The 22,165-nt window shown below is 53.9% G+C and carries 26 protein-coding genes and 3 tRNA genes; 22 read left to right on the forward strand and 7 right to left on the reverse strand.

All coding sequences use genetic code 11. The features are described from left to right. The first annotated feature begins 373 nt into the window (after positions 1-373). Both sdiA and EBC_RS09620 read left to right on the forward strand, forming a co-directional pair. The gene (gene sdiA, locus EBC_RS09615; RefSeq protein ID WP_013201595.1) at positions 374-1,096 is read left to right on the forward strand and encodes a transcriptional regulator SdiA; all 723 of its coding nucleotides are present in this window, start codon (positions 374-376) and stop codon (positions 1,094-1,096) included. Positions 1,097-1,224: 128 nt separating this feature from the next. Continuing rightward, positions 1,225-1,851: an acyl-homoserine-lactone synthase gene (locus tag EBC_RS09620; RefSeq protein WP_013201596.1), complete on the forward strand. Its 627-nt coding sequence runs from the start codon at positions 1,225-1,227 to the stop codon at positions 1,849-1,851. Here EBC_RS09620 and EBC_RS09625 read toward each other — a convergent pair. Together EBC_RS09625 and EBC_RS09630 are read right to left on the reverse strand one after the other, a co-directional pair. Beyond that, positions 1,848-2,186 (reverse strand): GlpM family protein, encoded by a 339-nt coding sequence (locus EBC_RS09625; RefSeq protein ID WP_013201597.1) that lies wholly within the window; start codon positions 2,184-2,186, stop codon positions 1,848-1,850. The genes EBC_RS09620 and EBC_RS09625 overlap by 4 nt on opposite strands. Positions 2,187-2,267: 81 nt before the next feature. Next, positions 2,268-2,492 (reverse strand): DUF2594 family protein, encoded by a 225-nt coding sequence (locus tag EBC_RS09630; protein WP_013201598.1) that lies wholly within the window; start codon positions 2,490-2,492, stop codon positions 2,268-2,270. 240 nt (positions 2,493-2,732) lie between these two features. Between EBC_RS09630 and uvrY the strand changes: the two genes are divergently transcribed. The 7 genes from uvrY (at position 2,733) to EBC_RS09665 (ending at position 7,046) form a co-directional block, all read left to right on the forward strand. Further along, positions 2,733-3,392: a UvrY/SirA/GacA family response regulator transcription factor gene (gene uvrY, locus EBC_RS09635; RefSeq protein WP_013201599.1), complete on the forward strand. Its 660-nt coding sequence runs from the start codon at positions 2,733-2,735 to the stop codon at positions 3,390-3,392. Further along, on the forward strand, positions 3,385-5,217 hold the full coding sequence (gene uvrC / locus EBC_RS09640; protein WP_013201600.1) for an excinuclease ABC subunit UvrC: 1,833 nt from the start codon (positions 3,385-3,387) through the stop codon (positions 5,215-5,217). Before uvrY ends, uvrC begins: the two co-directional genes overlap by 8 nt. Positions 5,218-5,288: 71 nt before the next feature. Next, positions 5,289-5,837: a CDP-diacylglycerol--glycerol-3-phosphate 3-phosphatidyltransferase gene (gene pgsA, locus EBC_RS09645; protein ID WP_013201601.1), complete on the forward strand. Its 549-nt coding sequence runs from the start codon at positions 5,289-5,291 to the stop codon at positions 5,835-5,837. Between the two features lie 156 nt (positions 5,838-5,993). Beyond that, positions 5,994-6,069, forward strand: a tRNA-Gly gene (locus EBC_RS09650). Between the two features lie 41 nt (positions 6,070-6,110). After that, positions 6,111-6,184: transfer RNA gene (locus tag EBC_RS09655), tRNA-Cys, on the forward strand. Between the two features lie 12 nt (positions 6,185-6,196). After that, a tRNA-Leu gene (locus EBC_RS09660) sits at positions 6,197-6,282 on the forward strand. Between the two features lie 278 nt (positions 6,283-6,560). Beyond that, the gene (locus EBC_RS09665) at positions 6,561-7,046 is read left to right on the forward strand and encodes an Hcp family type VI secretion system effector (RefSeq protein WP_013201602.1); all 486 of its coding nucleotides are present in this window, start codon (positions 6,561-6,563) and stop codon (positions 7,044-7,046) included. Positions 7,047-7,065: 19 nt separating this feature from the next. On the opposite strand, the gene EBC_RS09670 is transcribed toward EBC_RS09665, so the two are convergent. The 5 genes from EBC_RS09670 to EBC_RS09695 all read right to left on the reverse strand — a co-directional run bounded on the left by EBC_RS09670 (position 7,066) and on the right by EBC_RS09695 (position 10,447). Further along, complete coding sequence (locus EBC_RS09670) at positions 7,066-7,392, reverse strand: DUF1493 family protein (protein WP_041691959.1); 327 nt, start codon at positions 7,390-7,392, stop codon at positions 7,066-7,068. Next, positions 7,386-7,835 carry an STM2901 family protein gene (locus EBC_RS09675; protein ID WP_013201603.1) on the reverse strand — a complete coding sequence of 150 codons (450 nt, stop codon included), beginning with the start codon at positions 7,833-7,835 and terminating at the stop codon, positions 7,386-7,388. The genes EBC_RS09670 and EBC_RS09675 overlap by 7 nt, the downstream gene beginning before the upstream one ends. A gap of 628 nt (positions 7,836-8,463) precedes the next feature. Next, the gene (locus EBC_RS09685) at positions 8,464-8,676 is read right to left on the reverse strand and encodes a DUF2116 family Zn-ribbon domain-containing protein (RefSeq protein WP_013201604.1); all 213 of its coding nucleotides are present in this window, start codon (positions 8,674-8,676) and stop codon (positions 8,464-8,466) included. A gap of 444 nt (positions 8,677-9,120) precedes the next feature. Continuing rightward, the gene (locus EBC_RS09690; RefSeq protein ID WP_013201605.1) at positions 9,121-9,528 is read right to left on the reverse strand and encodes a DUF2000 domain-containing protein; all 408 of its coding nucleotides are present in this window, start codon (positions 9,526-9,528) and stop codon (positions 9,121-9,123) included. An 88-nt stretch (positions 9,529-9,616) separates the two neighbouring features. After that, the gene (locus EBC_RS09695; RefSeq protein WP_013201606.1) at positions 9,617-10,447 is read right to left on the reverse strand and encodes an AraC family transcriptional regulator; all 831 of its coding nucleotides are present in this window, start codon (positions 10,445-10,447) and stop codon (positions 9,617-9,619) included. 222 nt (positions 10,448-10,669) lie between these two features. Between EBC_RS09695 and EBC_RS09700 the strand changes: the two genes are divergently transcribed. The 13 genes from EBC_RS09700 (at position 10,670) to EBC_RS09760 (ending at position 22,165) form a co-directional block, all read left to right on the forward strand. After that, complete coding sequence (locus EBC_RS09700) at positions 10,670-11,101, forward strand: MarR family winged helix-turn-helix transcriptional regulator (protein ID WP_013201607.1); 432 nt, start codon at positions 10,670-10,672, stop codon at positions 11,099-11,101. A 1-nt stretch (position 11,102) separates the two neighbouring features. Further along, positions 11,103-12,800 (forward strand): MFS transporter, encoded by a 1,698-nt coding sequence (locus tag EBC_RS09705; RefSeq protein WP_013201608.1) that lies wholly within the window; start codon positions 11,103-11,105, stop codon positions 12,798-12,800. Further along, positions 12,800-13,894 (forward strand): HlyD family secretion protein, encoded by a 1,095-nt coding sequence (locus tag EBC_RS09710; protein ID WP_013201609.1) that lies wholly within the window; start codon positions 12,800-12,802, stop codon positions 13,892-13,894. The genes EBC_RS09705 and EBC_RS09710 overlap by 1 nt, the downstream gene beginning before the upstream one ends. Next, on the forward strand, positions 13,894-15,267 hold the full coding sequence (locus EBC_RS09715) for an efflux transporter outer membrane subunit (RefSeq protein ID WP_013201610.1): 1,374 nt from the start codon (positions 13,894-13,896) through the stop codon (positions 15,265-15,267). The genes EBC_RS09710 and EBC_RS09715 overlap by 1 nt, the downstream gene beginning before the upstream one ends. Before the next feature lie 291 nt (positions 15,268-15,558). Further along, the gene (locus EBC_RS09720; protein ID WP_013201611.1) at positions 15,559-15,945 is read left to right on the forward strand and encodes a hypothetical protein; all 387 of its coding nucleotides are present in this window, start codon (positions 15,559-15,561) and stop codon (positions 15,943-15,945) included. A gap of 211 nt (positions 15,946-16,156) precedes the next feature. After that, on the forward strand, positions 16,157-16,885 hold the full coding sequence (locus EBC_RS09725; protein WP_013201612.1) for a beta-ketoacyl synthase chain length factor: 729 nt from the start codon (positions 16,157-16,159) through the stop codon (positions 16,883-16,885). Next, positions 16,878-17,678, forward strand: a complete 801-nt coding sequence (locus EBC_RS09730) for a lysophospholipid acyltransferase family protein (RefSeq protein ID WP_013201613.1) — start codon at positions 16,878-16,880, stop codon at positions 17,676-17,678. The genes EBC_RS09725 and EBC_RS09730 overlap by 8 nt, the downstream gene beginning before the upstream one ends. A gap of 16 nt (positions 17,679-17,694) precedes the next feature. Continuing rightward, positions 17,695-17,961 (forward strand): phosphopantetheine-binding protein, encoded by a 267-nt coding sequence (locus EBC_RS09735; RefSeq protein WP_013201614.1) that lies wholly within the window; start codon positions 17,695-17,697, stop codon positions 17,959-17,961. Positions 17,962-17,983: 22 nt separating this feature from the next. Beyond that, positions 17,984-18,232 (forward strand): acyl carrier protein, encoded by a 249-nt coding sequence (locus tag EBC_RS09740; RefSeq protein ID WP_013201615.1) that lies wholly within the window; start codon positions 17,984-17,986, stop codon positions 18,230-18,232. Between the two features lie 10 nt (positions 18,233-18,242). Next, the gene (locus EBC_RS09745; RefSeq protein WP_013201616.1) at positions 18,243-18,803 is read left to right on the forward strand and encodes a COG4648 family protein; all 561 of its coding nucleotides are present in this window, start codon (positions 18,243-18,245) and stop codon (positions 18,801-18,803) included. Then, complete coding sequence (locus tag EBC_RS09750; protein WP_013201617.1) at positions 18,800-20,143, forward strand: AMP-binding protein; 1,344 nt, start codon at positions 18,800-18,802, stop codon at positions 20,141-20,143. Before EBC_RS09745 ends, EBC_RS09750 begins: the two co-directional genes overlap by 4 nt. After that, positions 20,130-20,477: a 3-hydroxyacyl-ACP dehydratase FabZ family protein gene (locus EBC_RS09755; RefSeq protein WP_041691962.1), complete on the forward strand. Its 348-nt coding sequence runs from the start codon at positions 20,130-20,132 to the stop codon at positions 20,475-20,477. Before EBC_RS09750 ends, EBC_RS09755 begins: the two co-directional genes overlap by 14 nt. After that, positions 20,471-22,165, forward strand: a complete 1,695-nt coding sequence (locus EBC_RS09760) for a glycosyltransferase family 2 protein (RefSeq protein ID WP_013201619.1) — start codon at positions 20,471-20,473, stop codon at positions 22,163-22,165. The genes EBC_RS09755 and EBC_RS09760 overlap by 7 nt, the downstream gene beginning before the upstream one ends.

The following is a 22,165-nucleotide window of genomic DNA, read 5'->3' on the forward strand; positions in this document are numbered from 1 at the left end:
TCGTCTAATCAGTAAAATGTTAGCAGGAATTATTAATCTTAGCAGGGTCAAAATTATTGAATATTTCCAGGAAAAATCCTATTCTAATTAGGTTAATGAGTTCGCGGGATGAGGCCTGTTTTTCGCGCTGCATAGGGAAAGTAAAGGCTCTTTTCCCGTTCTTTATAAATTTAATTGACTGGACTTTTAATGAATGCGGGTTTAACGCATCATTCGTCGGATGCAACAATCCGTAATTGCGGTTATTATCACCTGAAGGGAAAATTAATTTTATACATTAATTTTTTTTCTCGATTTAATTCATTTTTTTCCCACATCACTAAAAATTATAAGCAAAATTTGGGGCGATTTTCTCACCCTTGATGAGGAATAAATGACATCTGAGAATTATTTCAGTTGGCGTGAAAAAATACAGCTTGCATTCCTGAATGTCTCCGACATTTCAGAGATCACTGCGCTCATTGAGCAGCAGACGCTGGCGTTGGGATTTGACTTTTATGCGCTGTATATTCGCCATCCAGTGCCCTTTACCCGGCCTAAAATCTTTATTTACTCCAGCTATCCTAAAAAGTGGGTCAGCGCCTACCAGAAAGGGAATTTTGCCGCCATAGACCCGGTGATCGAAAATTGCCAGGTCCCGGGAAAAATAGTGTTATGGGATGAACCTCTCAGTCGTCGTGGGCAGAAAGTGTTTGATGCGGCGAAAGAGTATGGCATTCACAGTGGATTTTCCGCCTGCGCAATGGCTAAAAATAGATCCATTGGTATATTATCAATGGCATCGGGTAAGACTTTTGAAAAGATTATGTTAACGCCTGAAAAGCAACTTAAGCTTCAGTATTTATCGGTACTGATAATGGAGGCGTTACAACAGGTAAAAGATATTTCCATGTCGGTGATGAACATGGAATTAAGCCAGCGTGAGCTGGAAATCCTTAAATGGACGGCCGAGGGTAAAACTTCAGCAGAAATATCTCTGATCCTGTCCATTTCGGAGAATACGGTCAATTTCCATCAGAAAAAAATGCAAAAGAGGTTCAATGCACCCAACAAAACACAGGTGGCCTCTTACGCAGCCGCAATCGGTCTACTTTGAGGGAGATGCAACTACCAGATTTGGTAGTTTCGCAATATTAATCGGTTGTCTACCCTGCGCGCAGGGTAACAACCCTGATCTAGCCGTGAGGAGCGGCGTTCACGAGGGAATGCGATAGGGGATCAATGATGAAAATTATCCAAACGAAGCTCAGGGATATGCCGTCCTCTTTGCTGGCAGAACTGGGAAGTTACCGTTACAACGTCTTTGCCCGCGGGGAAGGGTGGTCAATTCCTTCCCGCCTGAGTACCCCGGGCCAGGAGTACGATCGTTTCGATCGCTCTGACGTGGTCTGGCTGATTGCCTGGAAGGCTCAACATGGCATCTGCGGCTGTGCCAGGTTGATGCAGTGGCAGGATCCGGAAGCCGGCTCGGCTGCCGATATTAACGAGAAAAAAAGCCAGGCGCCGGTGCCGGTCTGGGAAATGTCGCGTTTCTCGGCCAAGCTGGATATTGATGCCGAGCTGCCGTTAAGCATCTTATGGCACAGCGTGCAGCTAGCCGAGCAGTCGGGAATTGAGTATCTCTACAGCGCCGCTACGCCGATGCTTGAGCAGATGTTCGAGCAGCACCGGGTGGTTTATGAGCCGCTGAATGCTGGCGTGATCCAGTCGGAGGATAACCTGTTCGCGGTCAGGATCCCGGTGAATCAACCCGAGCTGGCGGAAAAGTTCCACGGTGCGCGTCGTTTCAGTCCGGAAGAAGTGTTACCCACGCTGGGTGTTTCCGTCAGCTGGAGTGCCAGAGGCCGCTAAGCGTGCCACTTGCTCCACAGCGTTATCAGCAGCCAGGCGGCCAGGCACCAACAGGCGACTGCGCTGCCGAGGGCATAGGGCAACCGCATCATGCTGACGAAATACCAGAGTGACAGTAGATAGATAAAATAGGGAATGATCGCCCACATACCAAAAATGATTGTGGTACGCAGCGCTTCAATGCCACGGTCGCTGGCCACAATATAGTGGGCTATCAGCGCAAAGGTGGGAAACAGAGGCAGAAGGCCGGCGATGTAATAGTTGCGGGTCTTCGATAACATGCCGATCAGCACAACGACCAGTGCACCGAGTACCGCTTTGATAAGTAAGCCCATTGTTCCATTCAGCTTGAGGGAAAATGTAACCATGTTACAACGCTGAAGGAAAAGCAATGGGCTAAGGCGTGGCAGAGAGAATTATTGGCGATAAGCCTGTTTGATCTGCTTGATGGTGCTGCTGAAGACGTCAGCCTGCTGCTGATCGGTCAGTTGATCAATGTACTTTTCCATATTAATGATGACTTTGCCGGCATCGGCCTGACCCATTCCCTTTAACATAAAGGTAACGAGGGCTTTCATGCAGGCCATTTCCTCTGACAGGGTTTTGGTTTCTTCACTGGTTGAAAAGTCAGTATTACTCATGATTTCTCCTTGTTGTCATCATCAATTCAACGCGGTATACGCACGGCGTTGAAAATGTAAATCAATAACAAGTATATCACATAACCCTGTGAGAGAAGCCACAGCGACAGTGGCTTACCTGAAATGCTTTCACCTGACAAAGTCCATTATTTCAGTTCTAACACCCGCTAAAAAGAGGTAAGATCCGGCCTCTTAACGCATCCTGAACCACGCTGGTAGTGCCCACTTGGAGAGACCTTTTTGATTAGCGTTTTTCTTGTTGATGACCATGAACTGGTCCGCGCGGGTATCCGTCGGATACTTGAAGATATAAAAGGTTTCCAGGTTACCGGAGAGGCAAGCTGCGGCGAAGATGCAGTGAAGTGGTGCCGTGCCAATAGCGTCAACGTTGTGCTGATGGACATGAACATGCCGGGCATTGGTGGGCTGGAGGCGACGCGCAAAATCGTGCGCTACAGCCCGGACATCAAAGTCATTATGCTGACCATCCACACGGAGAATCCGCTGCCCGCCAAAGTGATGCAGGCCGGTGCGTCGGGCTACCTCAGCAAAGGGGCAGCGCCGCAGGAAGTGGTTAATGCCATCCGTCAGGTCAACGCCGGACAGCGTTATATCGCGTCGGATATTGCTCAGCAGATGGCGCTCAGCCAGATTGAACCGCAAACATCCGATTCACCGTTCGACAGTTTGTCGGAACGCGAATTGCAGATTATGCTGATGATCACCAAGGGCCAGAAAGTTGCCGATATTTCCGAGCAGCTGAATCTGAGCCCTAAAACCGTTAACAGCTATCGTTACCGCATGTTCAGCAAGCTCAACATAAGCGGTGACGTTGAGTTAACGCACTTGGCCATTCGACATGGCCTGTTCAATGCGGAGTCGTTAATCAGTAGTGAATGAACAGTTTGATGCTAAATCCTTCCTGAAATCGGTTACCAGCCAGCCAGGCGTTTATCGCATGTATGATGCGGGTGGCACGGTTATCTATGTCGGCAAAGCCAAAGATCTGAAAAAACGGCTCACCAGTTACTTCCGCGGCAATTTAGCCAGCCGTAAGACGGAAGCGCTGGTTGAGGCCATTCGCCAGATAGATGTAACGGTCACCCATACCGAAACTGAAGCGCTGTTGCTGGAACACAACTACATCAAACTCTATCAGCCACGCTATAACGTGCTGTTGCGTGATGATAAATCCTATCCGTACATTTTTCTCAGTGCCGATGCGCATCCGCGCCTGGCAAGCCATCGCGGGGCGAAACACGCCAAGGGCGAGTACTTCGGTCCGTTCCCTAACGGCTATGCCGTGCGGGAAACCTTGTCGTTGCTGCAGAAGATTTTCCCGGTTCGCCAGTGTGAAAACAGCGTCTACCGCAATCGCTCACGTCCGTGCCTGCAATACCAGATTGGTCGTTGCCTGGGACCCTGCGTTACCGGGCTGGTCAGTGAAGAGGAATATGCGCAGCAGATTGAGTATGTGCGGCTGTTTCTCTCCGGCAAGGACGATCAGGTGCTCAATCAGCTGGTTGCCCGCATGGAAAGCGCCAGCATCAGCCTGAAATTTGAGGAAGCGGCCCGTTTGCGCGATCAAATTCAGGCGGTACGTCGGGTGACTGAACGCCAGTTTGTTTCCAATAATGGTGACGATCTGGATGTGATTGGCGTGGCGTTTGATAATGGCATGGCCTGTCTGCACGTGCTGTTTATCCGTCAGGGAAAAGTGCTGGGAAGCCGCAGCTACTTCCCCAAAGTGCCGAACGGCACCGAGCTGGCGGAAGTGGTGCAGACCTTTGTCGGGCAGTTCTACCTGCAGGGCAGTCAGGCGCGCACCTTGCCAACCGATATCCTGCTGGACTTTACCTTGCCGGAAAAAGATCTGCTGTCCGACTCGCTGACGGGGCTGGCTGGCCGCAAGGTTTCGATTCAAAGCAAGCCACGCGGTGACCGTGCACGCTATCTTAAGCTGGCGCGAACCAATGCCAGTACCGCGCTGGTCAGTAAGCTTTCCCAGCAGTCGACCATTCATCAACGCCTGAAGGCACTGGCTGAGATCCTCGATTTGCCTGAGATCACACGCATGGAGTGTTTTGATATCAGTCACACCATGGGTGAGCAGACCGTGGCGTCCTGCGTGGTGTTTGACCGCAATGGCCCGCTGCGGGCGGAGTATCGCCGCTATAACATTACCGGCATCACGCCGGGGGATGATTACGCTGCGATGAACCAGGTTTTACGCCGTCGTTATGGTAAAGATCTGGAAGAGAGCAAGATCCCGGATGTGATCCTGATTGACGGTGGTAAAGGCCAGTTAGGGCAGGCAAAGAATGTCTTCGCTGAACTGGATGTCGCCTGGGATAAAGATCGGCCTATTTTGTTGGGTATTGCCAAAGGCACCGATCGTAAAGCCGGACTGGAGACGCTGTTCTTTGAACCGGAAGGTGAGGGCTTTAACCTGCCACCGGACTCTCCGGCGTTGCATGTTCTACAGCATATTCGTGATGACTCTCACAATCATGCAATTACGGGCCACCGTAATAAGCGCGCGAAGGTGAAGAACACCAGTGCGCTGGAAACAATTGACGGAATTGGGCCTAAACGGCGTCAGATGCTGCTGAAATACATGGGCGGCCTGCAACCGTTGATGAATGCTTCGGTGGATGAAATAGCGAAAGTGCCTGGGATTTCACAGCTACTGGCGGAGAAAATCTTTTATTCGCTGAAACACTAAGCATTGCAACCCCTGGAGCAATGTAGGAACATAGGGACAAATTCTACTCTGCCCAAACAGTTAGCGTACCTATGCATTTTAACATTCCGACCTTACTTACCCTGTTTCGTGTCGTTTTGATCCCATTCTTTGTACTGGCTTTTTACCTGCCATTTGAATGGGCTCCTCTTGTATGTGCGTTGATCTTCATTTTTGCGGCGATCACCGACTGGTTCGACGGCTATCTTGCCCGTCGTTGGAAGCAAACCACCCGATTTGGTGCGTTTCTCGACCCGGTGGCGGACAAAGTAATGGTCGCCATGGCGCTGGTGCTGGTGGCTGAGTACTTCCACTCCTGGTGGATCACCTTGCCGGCGGCCACGATGATTGCCCGTGAGATTATTATCTCGGCGCTGCGTGAATGGATGGCGGAAATTGGCAAACGCAGCAGCGTGGCCGTTTCGTGGATCGGTAAAGTCAAAACCACCGCGCAGATGCTGTCGCTGTTTGCCTTGTTATGGCGTCCGGACAGTACCGTAGTGGGAATTGGCGTGGTGGCGTTGTACATTGCTGCCGTGCTGACTTTCTGGTCAATGTTCCAGTATCTCAACGCGTCACGCGGGGATTTGTTTGAACAGTGATCGATGCGATTCAAAAAGCAGCAAACGGACGGAAAGTGAGGATAATTGTGTTGACTCATTTCTCCAGGTCAGTAGAATGCAACGCATCGAAAGGCAGCTGGTCTGTCAGAAGATAAAGTAAATCAGCAAGTTCTGCGATTATCGCAGCTGTTGAATGCGGGAATAGCTCAGTTGGTAGAGCACGACCTTGCCAAGGTCGGGGTCGCGAGTTCGAGTCTCGTTTCCCGCTCCAAATTTTAATCATCAGAAAGTCTGGTGATACAGCAAGATTAAGGCGCGTTGGCAGAGTGGCCATGCAGCGGATTGCAAATCCGTTAACCTCGGTTCGACTCCGGGACGCGCCTCCACTTTACACCCATGCCCGGGTGGTGAAATCGGTAGACACAAGGGATTTAAAATCCCTCGGCTTATGGCTGTGCGGGTTCAAGTCCCGCCCCGGGCACCATATTTAGTACCGATTAAAATCGAATAAAATCAAAGCAATAAGCAGTGATGTCGTAACCGCCCAAGGGCGGTTTTTTTGTGCCTGAATTTCCTTTCATCTTACTTTCGCCATATGCTTTCGCCATTCATTATCCTCAAACTGGAACATCTCCAAGCTACGCCCATTTCTCTTAAGTCTATTGAACGTTAGTGTCTTTGACTGTGGTCAGGATTGTGTCGAAAGAATGCTGCTAAAAGGATTATGCATGCAATGATGAAACAGACTAAAAGGAGTTTTAAATGGCTATCCCCGCATATTTGTGGCTCAAAGATGATGGCGGTGCATCCATAAAAGGATCTGTTGATGTCAGGGATCGTGAGGGAAGTATCGAGGTACGTGGTTTTACCCATAACCTCAGCATTCCAACTGATGATAATACAGGAAAGTTAACCGGCACTCGTAAACATGCAGCAATGCTGATTGAGAAGGAATTTGATTCTTCCAGTCCCTATCTGTATAAGGCTGTGGCATCAGGACAGACGTTGAAAACGGCTGAGTTGAAATGGTACAAAATCAATGATGCTGGGCAGGAAGCGGAGTATTTTAATATGCTTATTGAAGGTGTGAAAATTGTATCAGTAACACCGGTAATGCATGATATAACCAGTGTCATTGGTACTGGGCACCTTGAGTCTGTCCAGTTACGTTATGAGAAAATTACCTGGAAGTACTGCGACGGCAACATTCAGTTCACTGATGCATGGAATGAGCGAAGTGGCGCTTGAATGAAAGGGGCTTTGCCCCTTAACCGTAAAGCCATCGACCAGCTTTTGCTGATTCGGCGAACATCCTTACACTCATTGGCTTACTTAGCTGGCTAATAGGTTTTTTGGTGAACCATTTTCTAAAAAACCACTCTGCACGCCAGGGATAATAATCATCAAGATTCAAATCAGCGGCGTCAATATTGAATCTCTCAAGTGCGTCATTGATAGCATAAATGACATCATCGGCATCGCAATAGGCTTGTAATACGTCGTCCATTTGCAAAGGTACAGGTCTGAACAGCAAAGTAGCCTGTTCTGGCAGTTTCTTTCTGAAAAAAACCAGCACCTCCTCGTCAGTCACCATATTTTATCACTCCCCCTCGCTATCCTGTTGTAATGAGAAGTTGCCTTAAAGGTTATCGTAACGAAATCATTGGTCAGTAGCACCCAGCCCGCGACGGGAACCGTACGGCCGACAAATTTACCCAGGTTATTAACCATCATGGGCTTCATGTAAGTGATGCTTTTATTTGTGAAGGTTGGCAGACGGAAGGGAAGCTCAACGTCCAAATACCGCCGCGCATATATTGAGGCAATGGAAGTGCCAACGGTAGCAGTGCGCATTTTTTGCCGGGTGGTCTGAGTCGGTTGCCCTAACAAAATTAGTGCGACAGCGCCCAGATCATCGAAACCTCCCATTTGTTCTGCAATCTCATCCAGGAGTATCCAGAAAAAAAGTTCACTGGCTGAAATGTTAGCAATACCTTTATAAAAATATGTCCCGTTTAACTCTTCGACTGAATCCATAGCTTGTTCCTTAAGCTTTATGAGTGATGGGCTAACTGGCCTGCGCAGGGATCAGGGATGTAAAGTGGCAGATGGCGTCAATGACCCGGGGATACTTTGTCGTTTTGAGGAAAGGGTGTAAAGAGTAAAAGGCCAAATTTTGCCGGGCAAAGGTTGCACCGACAAAGCCTGACGATCGATTACAACGATCAATGCGGCTGTATTGATCAGCTAAAGCAATTGGACTCAAATTCTCCAAGGCATAAAGTAACGTCAGGTAATCAATGGACCTAAAACGGGACAGGGAATGTGGGCTAAAAAGCATTGCAAGGGGTGCGGGAAACGGCGGGGATGGATCGAACGACTGGCGGGGCTTGATGACGAACTCTGTGATAACTGCTATTACCGTTTCTTTACTTCACTTCGTGAACGCCACGATGACGAGCAGGAAAGCACGCAGAAAAACAGCCCTGACGAGGATTGACGTCCCGCCACGAAGCCAGTTGAAATCAATTAAAAGTGAGCAGCCATAAAAAAAACCGGCCATAAAGACCGGTTTAAGCTGTGTGTTATCTTTGTTTTTATCCGTCAGCTTGCAGCATCCGGTGAGGTATTATCGGCAGCTGCCCGCAAATCATGAATGTCAGCGTCATTCGCCGTGGATACGTTGTTTCATCTCACGCTGGTGCTTGGAGTAGTCTTCGCCACAGTCAGCGGAGCAGAACGCGCTGTTGGGCACTACCGATTCATCTTCACACCAGATGCATTTGCCGTCAGGACTGGTGATCACCGGCTGCCGGGCTGACATGGCTGCCGTGATAAGGGCTTCCTCACGTTCTTGCGCTAAATCTACATCGTCCATTGCTTCTCCTCCTGTGAAACTTTACCGGTTTGGTTGAAGGGCCTGTACGCCGTCTTCAACCATGATGCGAAATCACATACTTTAATAAAACTTCTCAACACTATTAAAGTCAGGGCGACTATTATAGCCAAAGCGCATTCCCCTGCAAATTTTTCGCATCTGCAGACTTTCCTGAGTCTGCGGTAGGAAGATTGCCTGTGGGCGTGGGTGTGACAGCTAATGTGCTGATATTCAACCTGTATTTATGACATTGCCAAACGAATTACGGGAGGATAAATAAGCCTTTGCGGAGGTGTGTTGTCGTCATAAATAAAAATCCGCAGCGCGCGATGATAATAATTATATATTACGAATAAAGCATTAAATGCAGGCCCTGATAATCATTATTATCAGGGCGGGATAAGCGCTCGACGGCAAAAAATGAAATCAGCAAGTCACAAGGGTTTAACCAAATAGCTTTAGCTTTCCGGTGAGTTTACGCAGCGCTTTTTTCTCGCCAACGATGCCCAGGCCTAAATGCTGAAGTTGGTCAGTCGGGATCTGTCTGACGGCTGCTGAAAATGCGGCGTAGTCGACGGTCATCTGTCCTTCAACCGGGAACAAAATGGTATCGAAACCCTGTTCGGCACACTGACCGACCAATGATGCCAGCTGTTCATCACTGGCCGACAGCACCGGAATACCCACCGGGATCAGTCCTGGCCAGGCTTTTTCATCGCCATCAACCAGCTCTGTCCCGACAAATTGGGGATGGCGCTGCCCGAGAGTAAGGGAAATCACCGCCGCCGCATTAGCGGCTTTGCCGGCGGGCAGGTCGGCATTCAGGATAACTACACAGCGTAAATCGTTCATTGGGCTCTTCTTTAGGCAGGTAAAAACAGCAGGGTAGGGGATTGCTCAAGCGCCGTCTGGAAGATTTGTGCAGAGAGGCAAGTTGAATTTAAAGCGGCGTACAGCCTTGCTGATAGCGAGCCGGAGTTAACTGATAGGCGCGACGGAACCAGCGACCGAGATGGCTTTGGTCTGCAAAGCCCAGCTGGGCAGCCACGTTCGCCGGTGAAACGCCCTCAGCCAGTAACCGGCGTGCATGGGTGAGGCGCAGCTGGATCAGCCAGGCATGGGGCGGCAGGCCAAACTGGGCCTGAAACTCACGAGACAGACGAAAGCGATCAACTTCTAATGCCTGCGCCATATCACTCAGACCAATATTGTCGTGCAGATGATCGCTCAACCAGTCTCTGGCCTTCAGCGCCAGCGACGTTTCAACCTTCGGGGTAACCATCGACTGTCGCCAGTGCTGATGCTGGGTCAGTGCGGCAAACAGCTGCTGCATTGCCGCCTCCTTCACAATCTTTAACTCGCGGTCATACAGGCACTGAAAGGCATGGAACGTTGCGTGGGCCAGTCGGCGATCGCCGGAAAGCGTGCGGGCAAAATTCAGTTCAAAGCTGTCCGGAACATTGCCAAACACGGCTGCCAGCTGCTGGCGCATAAAGTCGGCATCGATATACAGCATCCGGTAGGTAAAGCCGATGTCATCAATGGCATCACCATCGTGCAGCTCACCCGGCTCAAGCAGAAAAACCGTACCGGGCCGACTCTGATGTTTCTTTCGGCGGGAGTGAAACTGTTGCACTCCCTGTTCGGTCACGCCAACCAGGTAGGTATCGTGCCAGTGCGGATCGTAGGCATGACCAGTGAAATGGGCACGGATCGCTTCCACCGGCATCTCATTATCTCTGGAAAGCTGCACCCAACCTGGCGTATTCATCACTCTGGCTCCCGTGGCGTTGTCCTGAGCAGGGTAAATTCTGCAGTAAACCCTGGCAACCGTTTGTTGATGACCTCATAGCGAAAACGCGGGTCTAAAAACGTAACTATTTCTCCATTTATTTACGTTTTTGTCACACCTTTCGCTTTCTAACGACTATGATCCTTGCATATAATTACCGCCATTATTTAGTTAGACCTCTAATTATCAGGCCTCTATATTTTGAACGCTCAGGAAGTCAACTTTTCCCGCTTACTCCATTTGACGGCCCATGCCTGGCGTCAGGCGATCGATCGCCGAATGAAAGACAACGGACTGAGCATGAGCAGCTGGATGGCGGTGGCCACCATTGCCATTCAGGAAACGCCAATCACCCAGAAAGAGCTGGCTCAGGCGCTGGGGCTGGAAGATGCCAGCGTGGTTCCCCTGATCGATCGCCTGGTTAAGCAACAGCTGGTCCAACGCTTTCAGCCGGAAGAGGATCGGCGCAAGCGTCTGCTGCACGTCACGCCGCAAGGTAACGCGCTGTATCAAAAGCTGAAGGTCGAAGCGGATAGCCTGCGCAATGAACTGCTGGCCGACATCAACAGCGATGAACTGGCCATTACCCAACGCGTGCTACAGCGTCTGCTGAAAGCCACCGAGGCGAAATAACATGCGCGGTACCCGACCCGATCCTTTCGCGCCGCGCGAGTGGGCACCAGGCGAAAAACCGATGCTGCCGGGATCGCCTTCCACACCGCTGCATCCCACCCATAAACGCATCGCCTTTGGCATCATCGGCCTGTTAATTTCTATTACAGGCGCGCTAAGTAATGCGCTGGTGACGGCGAATCTTACTAATCTGCAGGGCGTGTTCGGTGCCTACAGCAACGAAATTGCCTGGCTGCCCGCGGTGTATGTGATGGGGAACATCTCCATCAACTTGTTGTTGGTCAAATTCCGCCAGCAATTTGGCCTCCGCGCCTTCACCGAAGCCTTCCTGGTACTGTATGTGCTGGTGTCGTTTTTCCATCTGCTGGTCAATGACCTCAGCTCGGCCATTATTGTTCGCACCGCCCACGGCATGGTCGGCGCGGCGCTCAGCTCGTTGGGCATTTATTACCAGGTGCAGGCCTGGCCGGCGAAACACCGCCTGAAAGCCCTGACTATCGGCTTAGGCGCATCGCAACTGGCGATCCCGCTGGCGCGTCTGTTCTCGACAGAGCTTTTGCAGCTGGATGAGTGGCGCGGTCTGTATCTGTTTGAGCTGGGCCTGGCGATGATATGCCTGGGCGCGGTGCTGGTTTTAAAACTGCCACCCGGCGATCGCATCAAGGTCTTTGAGAAAAAAGACTTCCTGACCTTTATGCTGATGGCGCCCGGCATGGCGCTGTTCTGCGGCGTGCTGTCGCTGGGCCGCATTGAATGGTGGACCAGCACGCCGTGGCTGGGCATCTGCCTGGCATTGGGGCTGGTGCTGGTGATTGCCGCCGTGGTGCTGGAACATAACCGCAGTAACCCGCTGATCAATACCCGATGGCTGCGAACCGGGGCGATTTTCCGGCTGGGCATCGTGATGATCATGCTGCGCGTCACGCTGGCGGAGCAGAATACTGGCGCAATTGGCTATCTGCAGCAGGTCGGCCTGCTGAACGATCAGATGCAGCACCTTGCGATGGCGATCCTGGCGGGCGTGGTGACGGGGATTGTGGTCAGCGCCCTGACCATCAACGTTAAGCACCTGAGCTGGCCGATTGTCATGTCGCTGCTGTTGATCATCGTGGCCTCATTGATGGATTCACAGTCCAGCCCGCTGACGCGTGCAAACAATATGTATTTCAGCCAGTTTCTGCTGGGCTTTAGCAGCACCTTCTTTATTGCCCCGGCGCTGTTGCTGAATATTGGCAGCGTGGTGACGCAACCCAAAAACCTGGTCAGTCTGGTGGTGCTGTTTGGCATGAGCCAGAACATTGGCGGCCTGATGGGCTCTGCCCTGTTGGGAACGTTCCAGACCTGGCGGGAAAAATATCACTCCAGCCTGCTGGCCGATCAGTTGTCGTATCTCAATCCGAATGTCACCGACAGGCTGACCCAATACACCAATCTGTTTAACAGCTTTATTGGCGACAACGCGTTGCGCAGTGCGGAGGGCGCGGTGCAGCTGCAAACCGTCGCCACGCTGCAGGCCAGTGTGCTGGCCTATAACGATACCTATCTGCTGACGGCGGGCATGGCGTTTATCACCCTGATCTGGGTGCTGTGGCGTTTGTCACGGCTGCGCTATCTCAACTGGCAGCAGGCAAAACGTGAAGCAGCAGCCGAACTGCGCGCAATGCAACAATCCACATCTTCGATTAGCACGGGGCAATAATGAGTCAGCAGGAACAGAGCCAAATCTCTGAGCGTGAAAGAACCAACAGACTGCGTATTATCTCGATCGCCTTTGGCGCAGGCATTGCCTTAGTCGGCGTACTGGTGATCCTTTATGCCTGGCAACTTCCCCCGTTTACCAGCCAGATCCAGTCGACCGAAAACGCCTATGTCCGGGGTCAGGTCACCTTTATCAGCCCGCAGGTGAACGGTTACCTGACGTCGGTTGACGTGCTGGATTATCAGCCCGTCCGACAGGGCGATCTGCTGATGACCATTGATGACCGCATCTATAACCAGAAGGTGCACCAGGCGGACGCGCAGGTGGCGATGAAAAAAGCGGCGCTGGCCAACAACATTCAGCAACGCCGCAGCGCCCAGGCGGTGATCGAACGCAATCAGGCCGCGCTGCAAAATGCCAAAGCGCAGGCGGTCAAAAGCGGCCTGGATTTGAAGCGCGTCGAAAATCTGGTTTCTGACGGCTCGTTATCGATCCGTGAGGGCGATGCCTCCCGCGCCAGCAACAGCCAGACCATGGCCGATGTACAGCAGGCGAAAGCGACGCTGGACGTTTCGCGTCAGGATCTGCAAACGGTGATCGTCAATCGTGCTTCGCTGGAAGCCGATGTCGCTAGTGCGGAGGCGGCGCTGGAGCTGACCCAGATCGATCTGGCTAACACCAAAATCATCGCCCCACGCGACGGCCAACTGGGACAGATTTCTGTGCGCCAGGGCGCATATGTCACGGCGGGCACGCGGCTGACCTCAGTGGTACCAAAACAGCTGTGGGTGGTCGCCAATATGAAAGAAACCCAGATGGCGCGCATCAGGCCAGGCCTGCCGGTGAACTTTACGGTCGATGCGCTGAACGAAGAGCGCTTTGAGGGTGAGGTTGAATATATCTCGCCTGCCGCCGGGTCTGAATTCAGCGCCATCTCGCCGGATAACGCCACCGGGAACTTTGTGAAGATTGCTCAGCGTATTCCGGTGCGCATCAAAATCACCAGCGATAATGCTGCACACTTGCGTCCGGGCATGTCCGTCGAAGTGAATATTGATACGTCAGGCGAGCATGACGCGCAGGAGGCGAAGTAATGCGTTGGTCAACCTCACTGCTGGCGGCATTGTTGACCGCGCTGTTGGCAGGCTGTGCAACGGAAGTCGACAAAGCGCCGGGATCGCTGCCGATCCCTCAGCAATGGCGAAATCAGGTCGGGCCATCCTCTGCGGTGGAAGCCAACTGGTGGCGCGCCTTTGGTGATGCGGATCTGAACCGTCTGGTTGAGCAGGCGTTGCGCAATAACCTCGATATTCTTACTGCCCGTTCGCGGGTCGATCAGTATCGCGCGGAATTGCGTGGGGCGCAGGGGGACAACTTTCCCACCTTAGATGCCGGCGTTGCGGCCTCCCATGCGCGGGCGCTCTCATCGGTGACCGGCCAACCTTACGAATACGCGGTGTTCCAGGGGCTGCTGCAGGCGAATTATGAGGTGGATTTGTGGGGCGCGCGGAGCAGCAGTATTGATGCCGCAAAAGCCACGCTGGCCGCCCAACAGGCTGCCGCCTCTGCCGCTGAGTTAACCGTCGCCAGTTCGGTGGCTTCCGGTTACATGACGCTGGTCTCGCTGGATGAACAGCTGCAGGTTACGCAGGCGACGCTTGCCTCGCGGGAAGATTCCTCCAAACTGGCCCAGCGCCAGTATGAAACCGGCTATACCTCGAAACTCGAGTGGGTGCAGGCAGAATCCGAACTGCAAACGGCGAAAGCCCAGGTCCCGGTGTTGCAGCATCAGATCGCACAGCAAGAAAACGCGTTAAGCATTCTGGTGGGGATGAACCCAAGAGCGATTGCGCGACAAGGTCATCACGTTGCGCCGCAAACGCTGCCATCAGTGTTGCCTTCCGAACTGCTGCAGCGCCGGCCGGACATTGTTCAGGCTGAACGTCTGCTGCTGGCGGCCGACAGCTCGCTGGGATCCTCCCGGGCCAAATTACTGCCGTCGCTGAATCTGACCGCCACCGGCACAATGCAAAGTTCCGTGCTGCATCAGCTGATCGACGATCCTTTCCGCCTGTGGAGCATTGGTGGCAGCGTGCTTGCGCCGTTGCTGAACCGGGAAGCGTTAACCGCTCAGGTGGATGTATCGATGGCCTCACGGAATCAGGCGCTGTACAGCTATGAAAAGGTGGTCCGCAACGCCTTCAGTGAAGTGAATAACGATCTGGATGCGATAGATCGCTATAAGCAGCAGCTGGCAGAGCTGCAACAGCAGCAACAGGTCGTCAGCGAAGCACTGCGTATTTCCCGTAATCGCTATCAGAATGGTTATGCGTCGTATCTTGATGAGCTGGATGCGCAGCGCACCCTGTTCACCACTCAGCTGAACGTGGTACAGGTGAAAAACAATTTACTGCTGGCACAGATTGATCTCTACCGCGCGTTAGGTGGCGGCTGGAATCCGCAATAACCATTTCGCAGGCGGACAGGGACAGCGTCCGCTGATTTTCCTCTTTAAATACTGCCTTTCCGATCTGTGGTGGCGAAAAATCCACCCAGAATCCTCCGTAACAGTTATTCATGCTGATTAAAGTAGGCCTGTACTATTTGTGGACTTTTGCGCTTCGCATTCTTTAGCAACGGGTGCTATTATGCGCGCCATTATATTAAATAAACGCCACTAATGGCCGTTAATTGATTTTGGTGTTGCGACGTTTTTAACAACACACTGCCTATTTTTAAACAAATTTTAGGGTTATCTATGTATAAGAATCGTGTTATTCCTGCGCTGGCTATCGTATTTGCGCTGGCGGGTTGTGCCCGCACCGAACCTGTTCATAACATCAATGAAACTGTTTCCTTACAGTACAGCAATGAACAGCTGAAAGACGCCATCATTCAGGCCGGCCTGTCCCGTCAATGGGTGATGACGCCAGCCGCACCGGGGGTTATCAACGGCCATCTGTCACAGCGTGGACACACGGCGGATATTCGGGTGACCTATTCTTCCGGCAGCTACAGCATCAATTATGTCAGCAGCAGTAATTTGAAAGCGAGACGCGGTCAAATCCACAAAAATTATAATCACTGGATCAGCAACCTCGACCAGGATATTAAGCTGCGCCTCGCGTCTCAGGCTGCTAAATAAGCAAACGATCTGTTTATCCTCAAAAAATGCATCAGTAGTGTTAAAGAATAAGGATTGTCTGCCGACAATCCTTTCAGACAGCCCGTTGGGATAAACCAGAGACTCCCCGCAATTGCGGGTAAATCCGAGTGCTTTTCGGACCAGGCTGGCGCTATGCTTAGCGGAATGTTCTGCCCTGCAGTTAGCGGAACGCCTTGAGAAGATTGGACGTATGAAATTAGCTTTTACACCCCTCGACTGGCAGGCCAGCGCACCGGGACTGAACGAGCAGGCCGACTGGCAACAGTGGGCCTGCCAGACTCCCGAGATTGATGCCTCCCGGCCGATGGCCAAAACACGCTTTCTGCCGATGATGACGGCCCGACGACTGATGGGCGGAAGCCGCGCAGCCGTAGAAAGTGGTCTGGCCTTGATGGCGCGCCAGCGGGTCGATGCCATTGTGTTTACCAGCCGCCACGGCGAACTGGAGCGAAATCTGCGGATCCTTACCTCTCTGGCGAAGGAAGAAAGCCTTTCACCCACTGATTTCGCTATGTCGGTACACAATGCCGCCGTCGGCAGCCTGACGATTGCCGCCGCCGCGCCGCTGGTCAGTACCTCACTGGCCGCGGGCGTGGACTCTTTTCAGCAGGGGCTGGTCGAAGTCAGCGCGCTGCATTCCGCCGGTTACCAGCAGGTATTGCTGGTGGATTTTGACGGCGCGATCCCCGAATTTTATCACCCTCATGTCGCTGAGGGCGCGATGCACAGTCCTTATGCCGTCGCCTTATTACTGGCGGCGGGTGACGCCTGTTGCTGCCAGTCCAGCCCGGCCGACAATCAGGAAGCGGGCGGTTTGCCGCAAAGCCTGCTGTTTATCCATGCCTGGCTGGCCCGAACCTGTGCTTTTACTCTGAAAGGCGATCGGCTCAACTGGGCCTGGGAGTGTCGCTATGACTGACTCAACCTTTAGCCGCCGGTCAGGTACGTCGACCTTTAACCGCGCCTGGCGCATTGCGATGACGGGGATCTGTTTCACCCTGTTTGGCCTCGGTGGTCTGATGCTGTCGCTGGTGTGGTTCAATTTGCTGCTGCTGGTGCAGCGCAACCCTGAACGCCGACGCCAGTGGGCCCGCCGCAGTATTTCCTGCAGCTTTCGCTTCTTTATGCGCACCATGACCTTTCTGGGCGTGCTGGATTACCGCATTGAAGGGGCTGAAATCCTGCGCAGCGATCGCCGCTGCCTGGTGGTGGCTAACCATCCCTCGTTAATCGACTACGTGATGCTGGCATCGGTGATGCCGGACGTGGATTGCCTGGTGAAGGCCGATTTGCAGCGCAACGTTTTTCTGCGTGGCGTGGTGCGCTCAGCTAACTACCTGGTTAACAGCCAGGCCGAAACCCTGCTGCCCGATTGTCAGCAGCGTCTGGCGAAGGGCGAAGCAATCATGATCTTCCCGGAGGGAACCCGCACACGTTATGGTGAGCCGCTGAAACTCCAGCGCGGTGCGGCAAATATTGCCGTGCGCTGCCAGTGCGATTTGCGTATTGTGCACATCCGATGCAGCCAGCGAATGCTGGACAAACAGAGCCGCTGGTACGAGGTCCCGCCGGAAAAGCCGCTGTTCACCGTCACGGTGGGGCAGCGCATCGACAGTCAGCAATTTATGGCAGGGGATGAAGATGCACAGGCGCTGGCCGCCCGCCATCTGACCCACTATTTGCAACAGGCATTAACCCCAGAACATCAATAATTATTCGGAAACAGGTATGGAAGAGCTAGCGCTTGAAATAAAACAGATGATCATCGACACCCTCAATCTGGAAGAGATTGCCGCGGAAGAGATCGACAGCGAAGCCCCGTTATTCGGCGACGGACTGGGGCTGGACTCAATCGATGCGCTGGAACTTGGCCTGGCGGTGAAAAATCGCTACGGCGTGGTGCTCTCCGCCGAGAGCGAGGAGATGCGTCAGCATTTTTATTCCGTCTTCACGCTGGCGGCCTTTATCCTCAGCCAGCGCAAGCTGGGTGCCTGATCCTTAACATCGCGAGTTATTTATGGATAAGAATGAAATTTATCAGGAAGTTACCGGGCTGCTGGTAAAACTTTTTGAATTAGATGCGGATGACATTAAGCCTGAGTCGCGGCTGTATGAAGACCTGGAACTGGACAGCATTGATGCGGTGGACATGGTCGTGCATTTGCAGAAACGCATCGGGCGCAAAATCAAGCCTGAGATGTTTAAAGCCGTGCGCACGGTGCAGGATGTGGTCGACGCGGTTGACCAACTGATCCGCGAAGGGTAATCCGGCTTACATGCAGCGGCTGTTGCAGGCTGTCAGCGCGGTGATGATGATTGCCTGGCCGTTTCTGGTCTGGCTCTCTCTGACGCATCCGGCCTGGCGCTGGCTGTTGCCTTTGGCCGCGGTCCTGTTTTTACTGCGCTGGCTGGCATTACGCGGGCAACATGGCGCGCTTTCGCTGGTGGGGAAATGGCTGGCGCTGGCCGGGGCAGGGTTGAGCCTCAGCAGCCTGTTCCTTCGCGATCATCATCTGTTGTTGTGGTATCCGGTGATGGTCAATGGGCTGATGCTGCTGCTGTTTGGCAGTTCGTTATTCAGCCGGATGCCGCTGGTTGAACGGCTGGCGCGGCTGCGTGAACCCGATCTGCCGCCGCGCGCGATCCGATGGACCCGGCGCGTGACGCAAATCTGGTGTCTGTTCTTCATTTTTAATGGCAGCGTCGCGCTGGTGACCTGCCTGATTAACAATCTTCTTTGGTGGACGTGGTGGAACGGGCTGGTCAGTTATCTGTTGATGGGACTGTTGATGGCGAGCGAATGGCTGCTGCGTCAGCGAATGAGAAAGCAGGCATGAGCCAGGCGCTGCCTGTCGCACAATGGCTGACGTACTCCGCTGAAGGGCCAATCGCCCGCCGGGGATCTCAACTGTTCACGCGCCAGCACTGGCAGCGTGAGGTGCTGATCCTGGGCCACGCGTTGCTGGCCCGGCCGCAACAGAAGTGGGCGCTGTGCTTTGAGGACAGCTACCTGTTCAGCATCGCGCTGCTGGCCGCGCTGCATGCCGGCAAAGTCCCGGTGGTCCCCGGTCATTGCCGCGAATCTTTGTTGCAGGAACAGAGCAGCGAGTTTGACGCGGTGTTAACCGACATGCCGCTGGCGCTCAGCTGCCCGGTGGTCAACCTGACTGAATCTGCGGCCGGTAATGAGCCTCTGCCCGCGTTGCCGCCGATTGACCCGCAAGCCTGTATCGTCTTATTCACCTCCGGGTCGACCGGAACGCCGCGACAAATCGTTAAACCCGTGAGCTGCCTGGATGAAGAAGCCCGCTGGCTGGCGGATCGCTGGGGCGAGCGTCTTGAGGGATGCACCGTGATCGCCACGGTCAGCCATCAACATCTGTATGGTCTGACGTTCCGACTCATTTTGCCGTTAGCGCTCGGTCTGGTATTTGACTGCCGCCAGGTCTTTTACAGCGAGCAGCTGTCCGCGCAGGATCCGCACCTGAAATTCGCATTAATCAGCAGTCCGGCCTTTTTGCGCCGTCTGGATCGCACCCTTGCCGCACCGGATTGCCGACTGATCGTTTCGGCGGGCGGCGTACTGCCGTGGACCAGCGCGCAGGAGGTGAACAGCTGGCTTAAGCTGCCGGTGGATGAGATTTATGGCAGTACCGAAACCGGCGTGCTGGCGACCCGCAGCCGCGCAGCAGAAGACGAACTTTGGCAGCCGTTCAGCGGCGTGCAGTTCAGGCAGGATCATCAGCAGCGCTGGTGGGCCACGTCTCCGCTGATATCGGAGCCAGAAGGGCTGCAGCTGGACGATAAACTGCAGTTTACCGCCGTGGGCTTTCAGCTGTGTGGCCGCTACGATCGCATTGTGAAAATTGAAGACAAGCGCGTCTCGCTCAGTGAGATTGAACGACGATTGCTGGCGCTGCCGCAGGTGGTTGATGCCGTCGCACTTTCGGTCAGCCGCCCTGAGCGCAGTGGCATTGGCGTGGTACTGGTGCTGAATGCCGCCTACAGTGAGCAGCAGCTGATCCAGCTCAAGCGCGACTGGCGTCATGAGCTGCATCGCTGGCTGGAGCCCGTGGCCATGCCGCGTTACTGGCGGATCGTAGAGACGATCCCGCACAACAGTCAGAGCAAGCGTGCCTGGCCGCAAATACAGGAGTTATTTTATGCTGCCCGTTGAACTCTCCTGCCAGCAACAGGCTGATCAGGCGGAACTGGTATTGCTCGTTGATGCCGATCTGTTCTGGTTTCAGGGACATTTTCCCGCGCAACCGATCCTGCCCGGCGTTGCCCAGCTGGATTGGGTGATGCATTACGGCATCGCTTTGCTGGCGCCGGGCAAACAGTTCTCCGCCATCGAAAATATCAAATTTCAGCAGCCGATCCTGCCGGGGAAAACCCTCAGGCTGACGCTCAGCTGGCAGGAAGCGAAAAACTGGCTGCTTTTCGACTACCACATCCTCGACGGTGAACAGCCTTTGCGTGCCAGTAGCGGGAAAATCGCGCTGTGCTAACGGCAAACTTCTCGCCCTGCGTGGTGATCCCTTGCTACAACCACGGTGCGATGATGGCCTCGGTGCTGGCCAGGCTGGCGCCGTTTAATCTTGCGGTATTTATCGTTGATGACGGCAGTGATGAAGCGACACGCCTCCAGCTTGAGCCATTACGCAACGCGCAGGTGACGTTGATCCGTCTGGCTGAAAACCAGGGCAAGGGCGCGGCGGTGATGCGTGGGCTGCAGGTGGCTGCGGAGGCGGGATTCAGCCATGCGCTGCAGGTAGATGCCGATGGTCAGCACCAGATTGAAGACTGCCCGCAGATGCTGGCTGAAGCCCGGCAGCATCCGCAATGCCTGATTTCGGGCCAGCCGGTGTACGACGATTCAATACCAAAATCCCGCCTGTACGGCCGCTATATCACCCATTTCTGGGTCTGGGTCGAAACGTTGTCGTTCTCAATCAGGGACAGCATGTGCGGATTCCGCGTGTATCCGCTGGCCCCCACGCTGGCACTGGCCACCCGTCATCCCATCGGTCAGCGGATGGATTTCGATACCGAAATCATGGTGCGCCTGTACTGGGCCGGAACCCCAAGCCGCTTTATCGCCACCCGCGTGACCTATCCGCAGGACGGGGTGTCACACTTTGATGCCCTGCACGATAATGTGCGTATCTCGTGGATGCATACCCGGTTGTTCTTCGGCATGTTGCCGCGCATCCCGTCGCTGCTCAGGCGCCCGTGTGGCGAGCATTGGGCGCAGACGAAGGAGCGAAAAGGGCTGGCGGGCCTCAAGTTTATGCTGTGGATCTACCGCATTTTTGGTCGCGGCATCTTTACGCTGTTTCTCTGGCCGGTGATTGGCTTCTACTGGTTAAGCGGCGGCCCGCAGCGCGAGGCTTCACGCCAGTGGTTGCAGACGGTGAAAACGGTTGCGGCGCAAAAAAACCAGCCATTGCCCGCGCGCATGACCAGCTTTCATCATTTCCTGCGCTTCGGCGAGGCGATGCTGCAGAAGATCGCCAGCTGGCGCGGCGATCTGCGCTGGGGCAAAGAGATCGATTTTGCTGCGGGTGCAGAGCAGGCGCTGGCTGCGGGCCAGACTGGCGGCAGACTGATCCTCGCGTCGCATCTCGGTGATATCGAAGCCTGCCGCGCGCTGGCGCAACAGGTCAGCGGGCTGGTGATCAATGCGCTGGTGTTTACCGATAACGCCGAGCGTTTCCGTCAGGTAATGGATGAGATTGCGCCAGAAGCCAGCAAGCATGTGATCCCGGTCAGCAACATTGGCCCTGAGACCGCTATCCTGCTACAGCAGAAGCTGGACGCGGGCGAATGGGTGGCTATCGTTGGCGACCGCACGGCGGTGAACCGTCAGCGCGGCGGCGTAAGACGGGTGATCTGGAGCAACTTCCTTGGCAAGCCGGCCCCGTTTCCGCAGGGGCCCTTTGTGCTGGCTGCCGCACTGCGTTGTCCGGTGCTGCTGATGTTTGCCCTGCGCGAGCAGGGGCAACTGAAGCTGCATTGTGAACCCTTTGCCGATCCGCTGCTGTTGCCCCGGGCCACCCGGCAACAGGCATTGCAGGACGCGGTCGATCGTTATGCCGCCAGGCTGGAGCATCATGCGCTGATCGCGCCGCTGGACTGGTTTAATTTTTTTGATTACTGGCAGCTGCCGGATCAACCGCAAGATAAAGAGGAGTAA

Source organism: Erwinia billingiae Eb661, from assembly GCF_000196615.1.
GTDB classification, from domain to species: Bacteria; Pseudomonadota; Gammaproteobacteria; order Enterobacterales; family Enterobacteriaceae; genus Erwinia; species Erwinia billingiae.

What these genes read in the sequence shown, in the direction of transcription:
- EBC_RS09755 (WP_041691962.1), top strand. Translation starts at nt 20,130, where the DNA reads ATGCTGCCCGTTGAACTCTCCTGCCAGCAACAGGCTGATCAGGCGGAA.
- sdiA (WP_013201595.1), top strand. Translation starts at nt 374, where the DNA reads ATGACATCTGAGAATTATTTCAGTTGGCGTGAAAAAATACAGCTTGCA.
- EBC_RS09745 (WP_013201616.1), top strand. Translation starts at nt 18,243, where the DNA reads ATGCAGCGGCTGTTGCAGGCTGTCAGCGCGGTGATGATGATTGCCTGG.
- EBC_RS09690 (WP_013201605.1), bottom strand. Translation starts at nt 9,528, where the DNA reads ATGAACGATTTACGCTGTGTAGTTATCCTGAATGCCGACCTGCCCGCC.
- pgsA (WP_013201601.1), top strand. Translation starts at nt 5,289, where the DNA reads ATGCATTTTAACATTCCGACCTTACTTACCCTGTTTCGTGTCGTTTTG.
- EBC_RS09675 (WP_013201603.1), bottom strand. Translation starts at nt 7,835, where the DNA reads ATGGATTCAGTCGAAGAGTTAAACGGGACATATTTTTATAAAGGTATT.
- EBC_RS09720 (WP_013201611.1), top strand. Translation starts at nt 15,559, where the DNA reads ATGTATAAGAATCGTGTTATTCCTGCGCTGGCTATCGTATTTGCGCTG.
- EBC_RS09665 (WP_013201602.1), top strand. Translation starts at nt 6,561, where the DNA reads ATGGCTATCCCCGCATATTTGTGGCTCAAAGATGATGGCGGTGCATCC.
- EBC_RS09630 (WP_013201598.1), bottom strand. Translation starts at nt 2,492, where the DNA reads ATGAGTAATACTGACTTTTCAACCAGTGAAGAAACCAAAACCCTGTCA.
- EBC_RS09710 (WP_013201609.1), top strand. Translation starts at nt 12,800, where the DNA reads ATGAGTCAGCAGGAACAGAGCCAAATCTCTGAGCGTGAAAGAACCAAC.
- EBC_RS09620 (WP_013201596.1), top strand. Translation starts at nt 1,225, where the DNA reads ATGAAAATTATCCAAACGAAGCTCAGGGATATGCCGTCCTCTTTGCTG.
- EBC_RS09685 (WP_013201604.1), bottom strand. Translation starts at nt 8,676, where the DNA reads ATGGACGATGTAGATTTAGCGCAAGAACGTGAGGAAGCCCTTATCACG.
- EBC_RS09705 (WP_013201608.1), top strand. Translation starts at nt 11,103, where the DNA reads ATGCGCGGTACCCGACCCGATCCTTTCGCGCCGCGCGAGTGGGCACCA.
- EBC_RS09740 (WP_013201615.1), top strand. Translation starts at nt 17,984, where the DNA reads ATGGATAAGAATGAAATTTATCAGGAAGTTACCGGGCTGCTGGTAAAA.
- EBC_RS09725 (WP_013201612.1), top strand. Translation starts at nt 16,157, where the DNA reads ATGAAATTAGCTTTTACACCCCTCGACTGGCAGGCCAGCGCACCGGGA.
- EBC_RS09750 (WP_013201617.1), top strand. Translation starts at nt 18,800, where the DNA reads ATGAGCCAGGCGCTGCCTGTCGCACAATGGCTGACGTACTCCGCTGAA.
- EBC_RS09715 (WP_013201610.1), top strand. Translation starts at nt 13,894, where the DNA reads ATGCGTTGGTCAACCTCACTGCTGGCGGCATTGTTGACCGCGCTGTTG.
- EBC_RS09670 (WP_041691959.1), bottom strand. Translation starts at nt 7,392, where the DNA reads ATGGTGACTGACGAGGAGGTGCTGGTTTTTTTCAGAAAGAAACTGCCA.
- EBC_RS09730 (WP_013201613.1), top strand. Translation starts at nt 16,878, where the DNA reads ATGACTGACTCAACCTTTAGCCGCCGGTCAGGTACGTCGACCTTTAAC.
- EBC_RS09695 (WP_013201606.1), bottom strand. Translation starts at nt 10,447, where the DNA reads ATGAATACGCCAGGTTGGGTGCAGCTTTCCAGAGATAATGAGATGCCG.
- EBC_RS09735 (WP_013201614.1), top strand. Translation starts at nt 17,695, where the DNA reads ATGGAAGAGCTAGCGCTTGAAATAAAACAGATGATCATCGACACCCTC.
- EBC_RS09625 (WP_013201597.1), bottom strand. Translation starts at nt 2,186, where the DNA reads ATGGGCTTACTTATCAAAGCGGTACTCGGTGCACTGGTCGTTGTGCTG.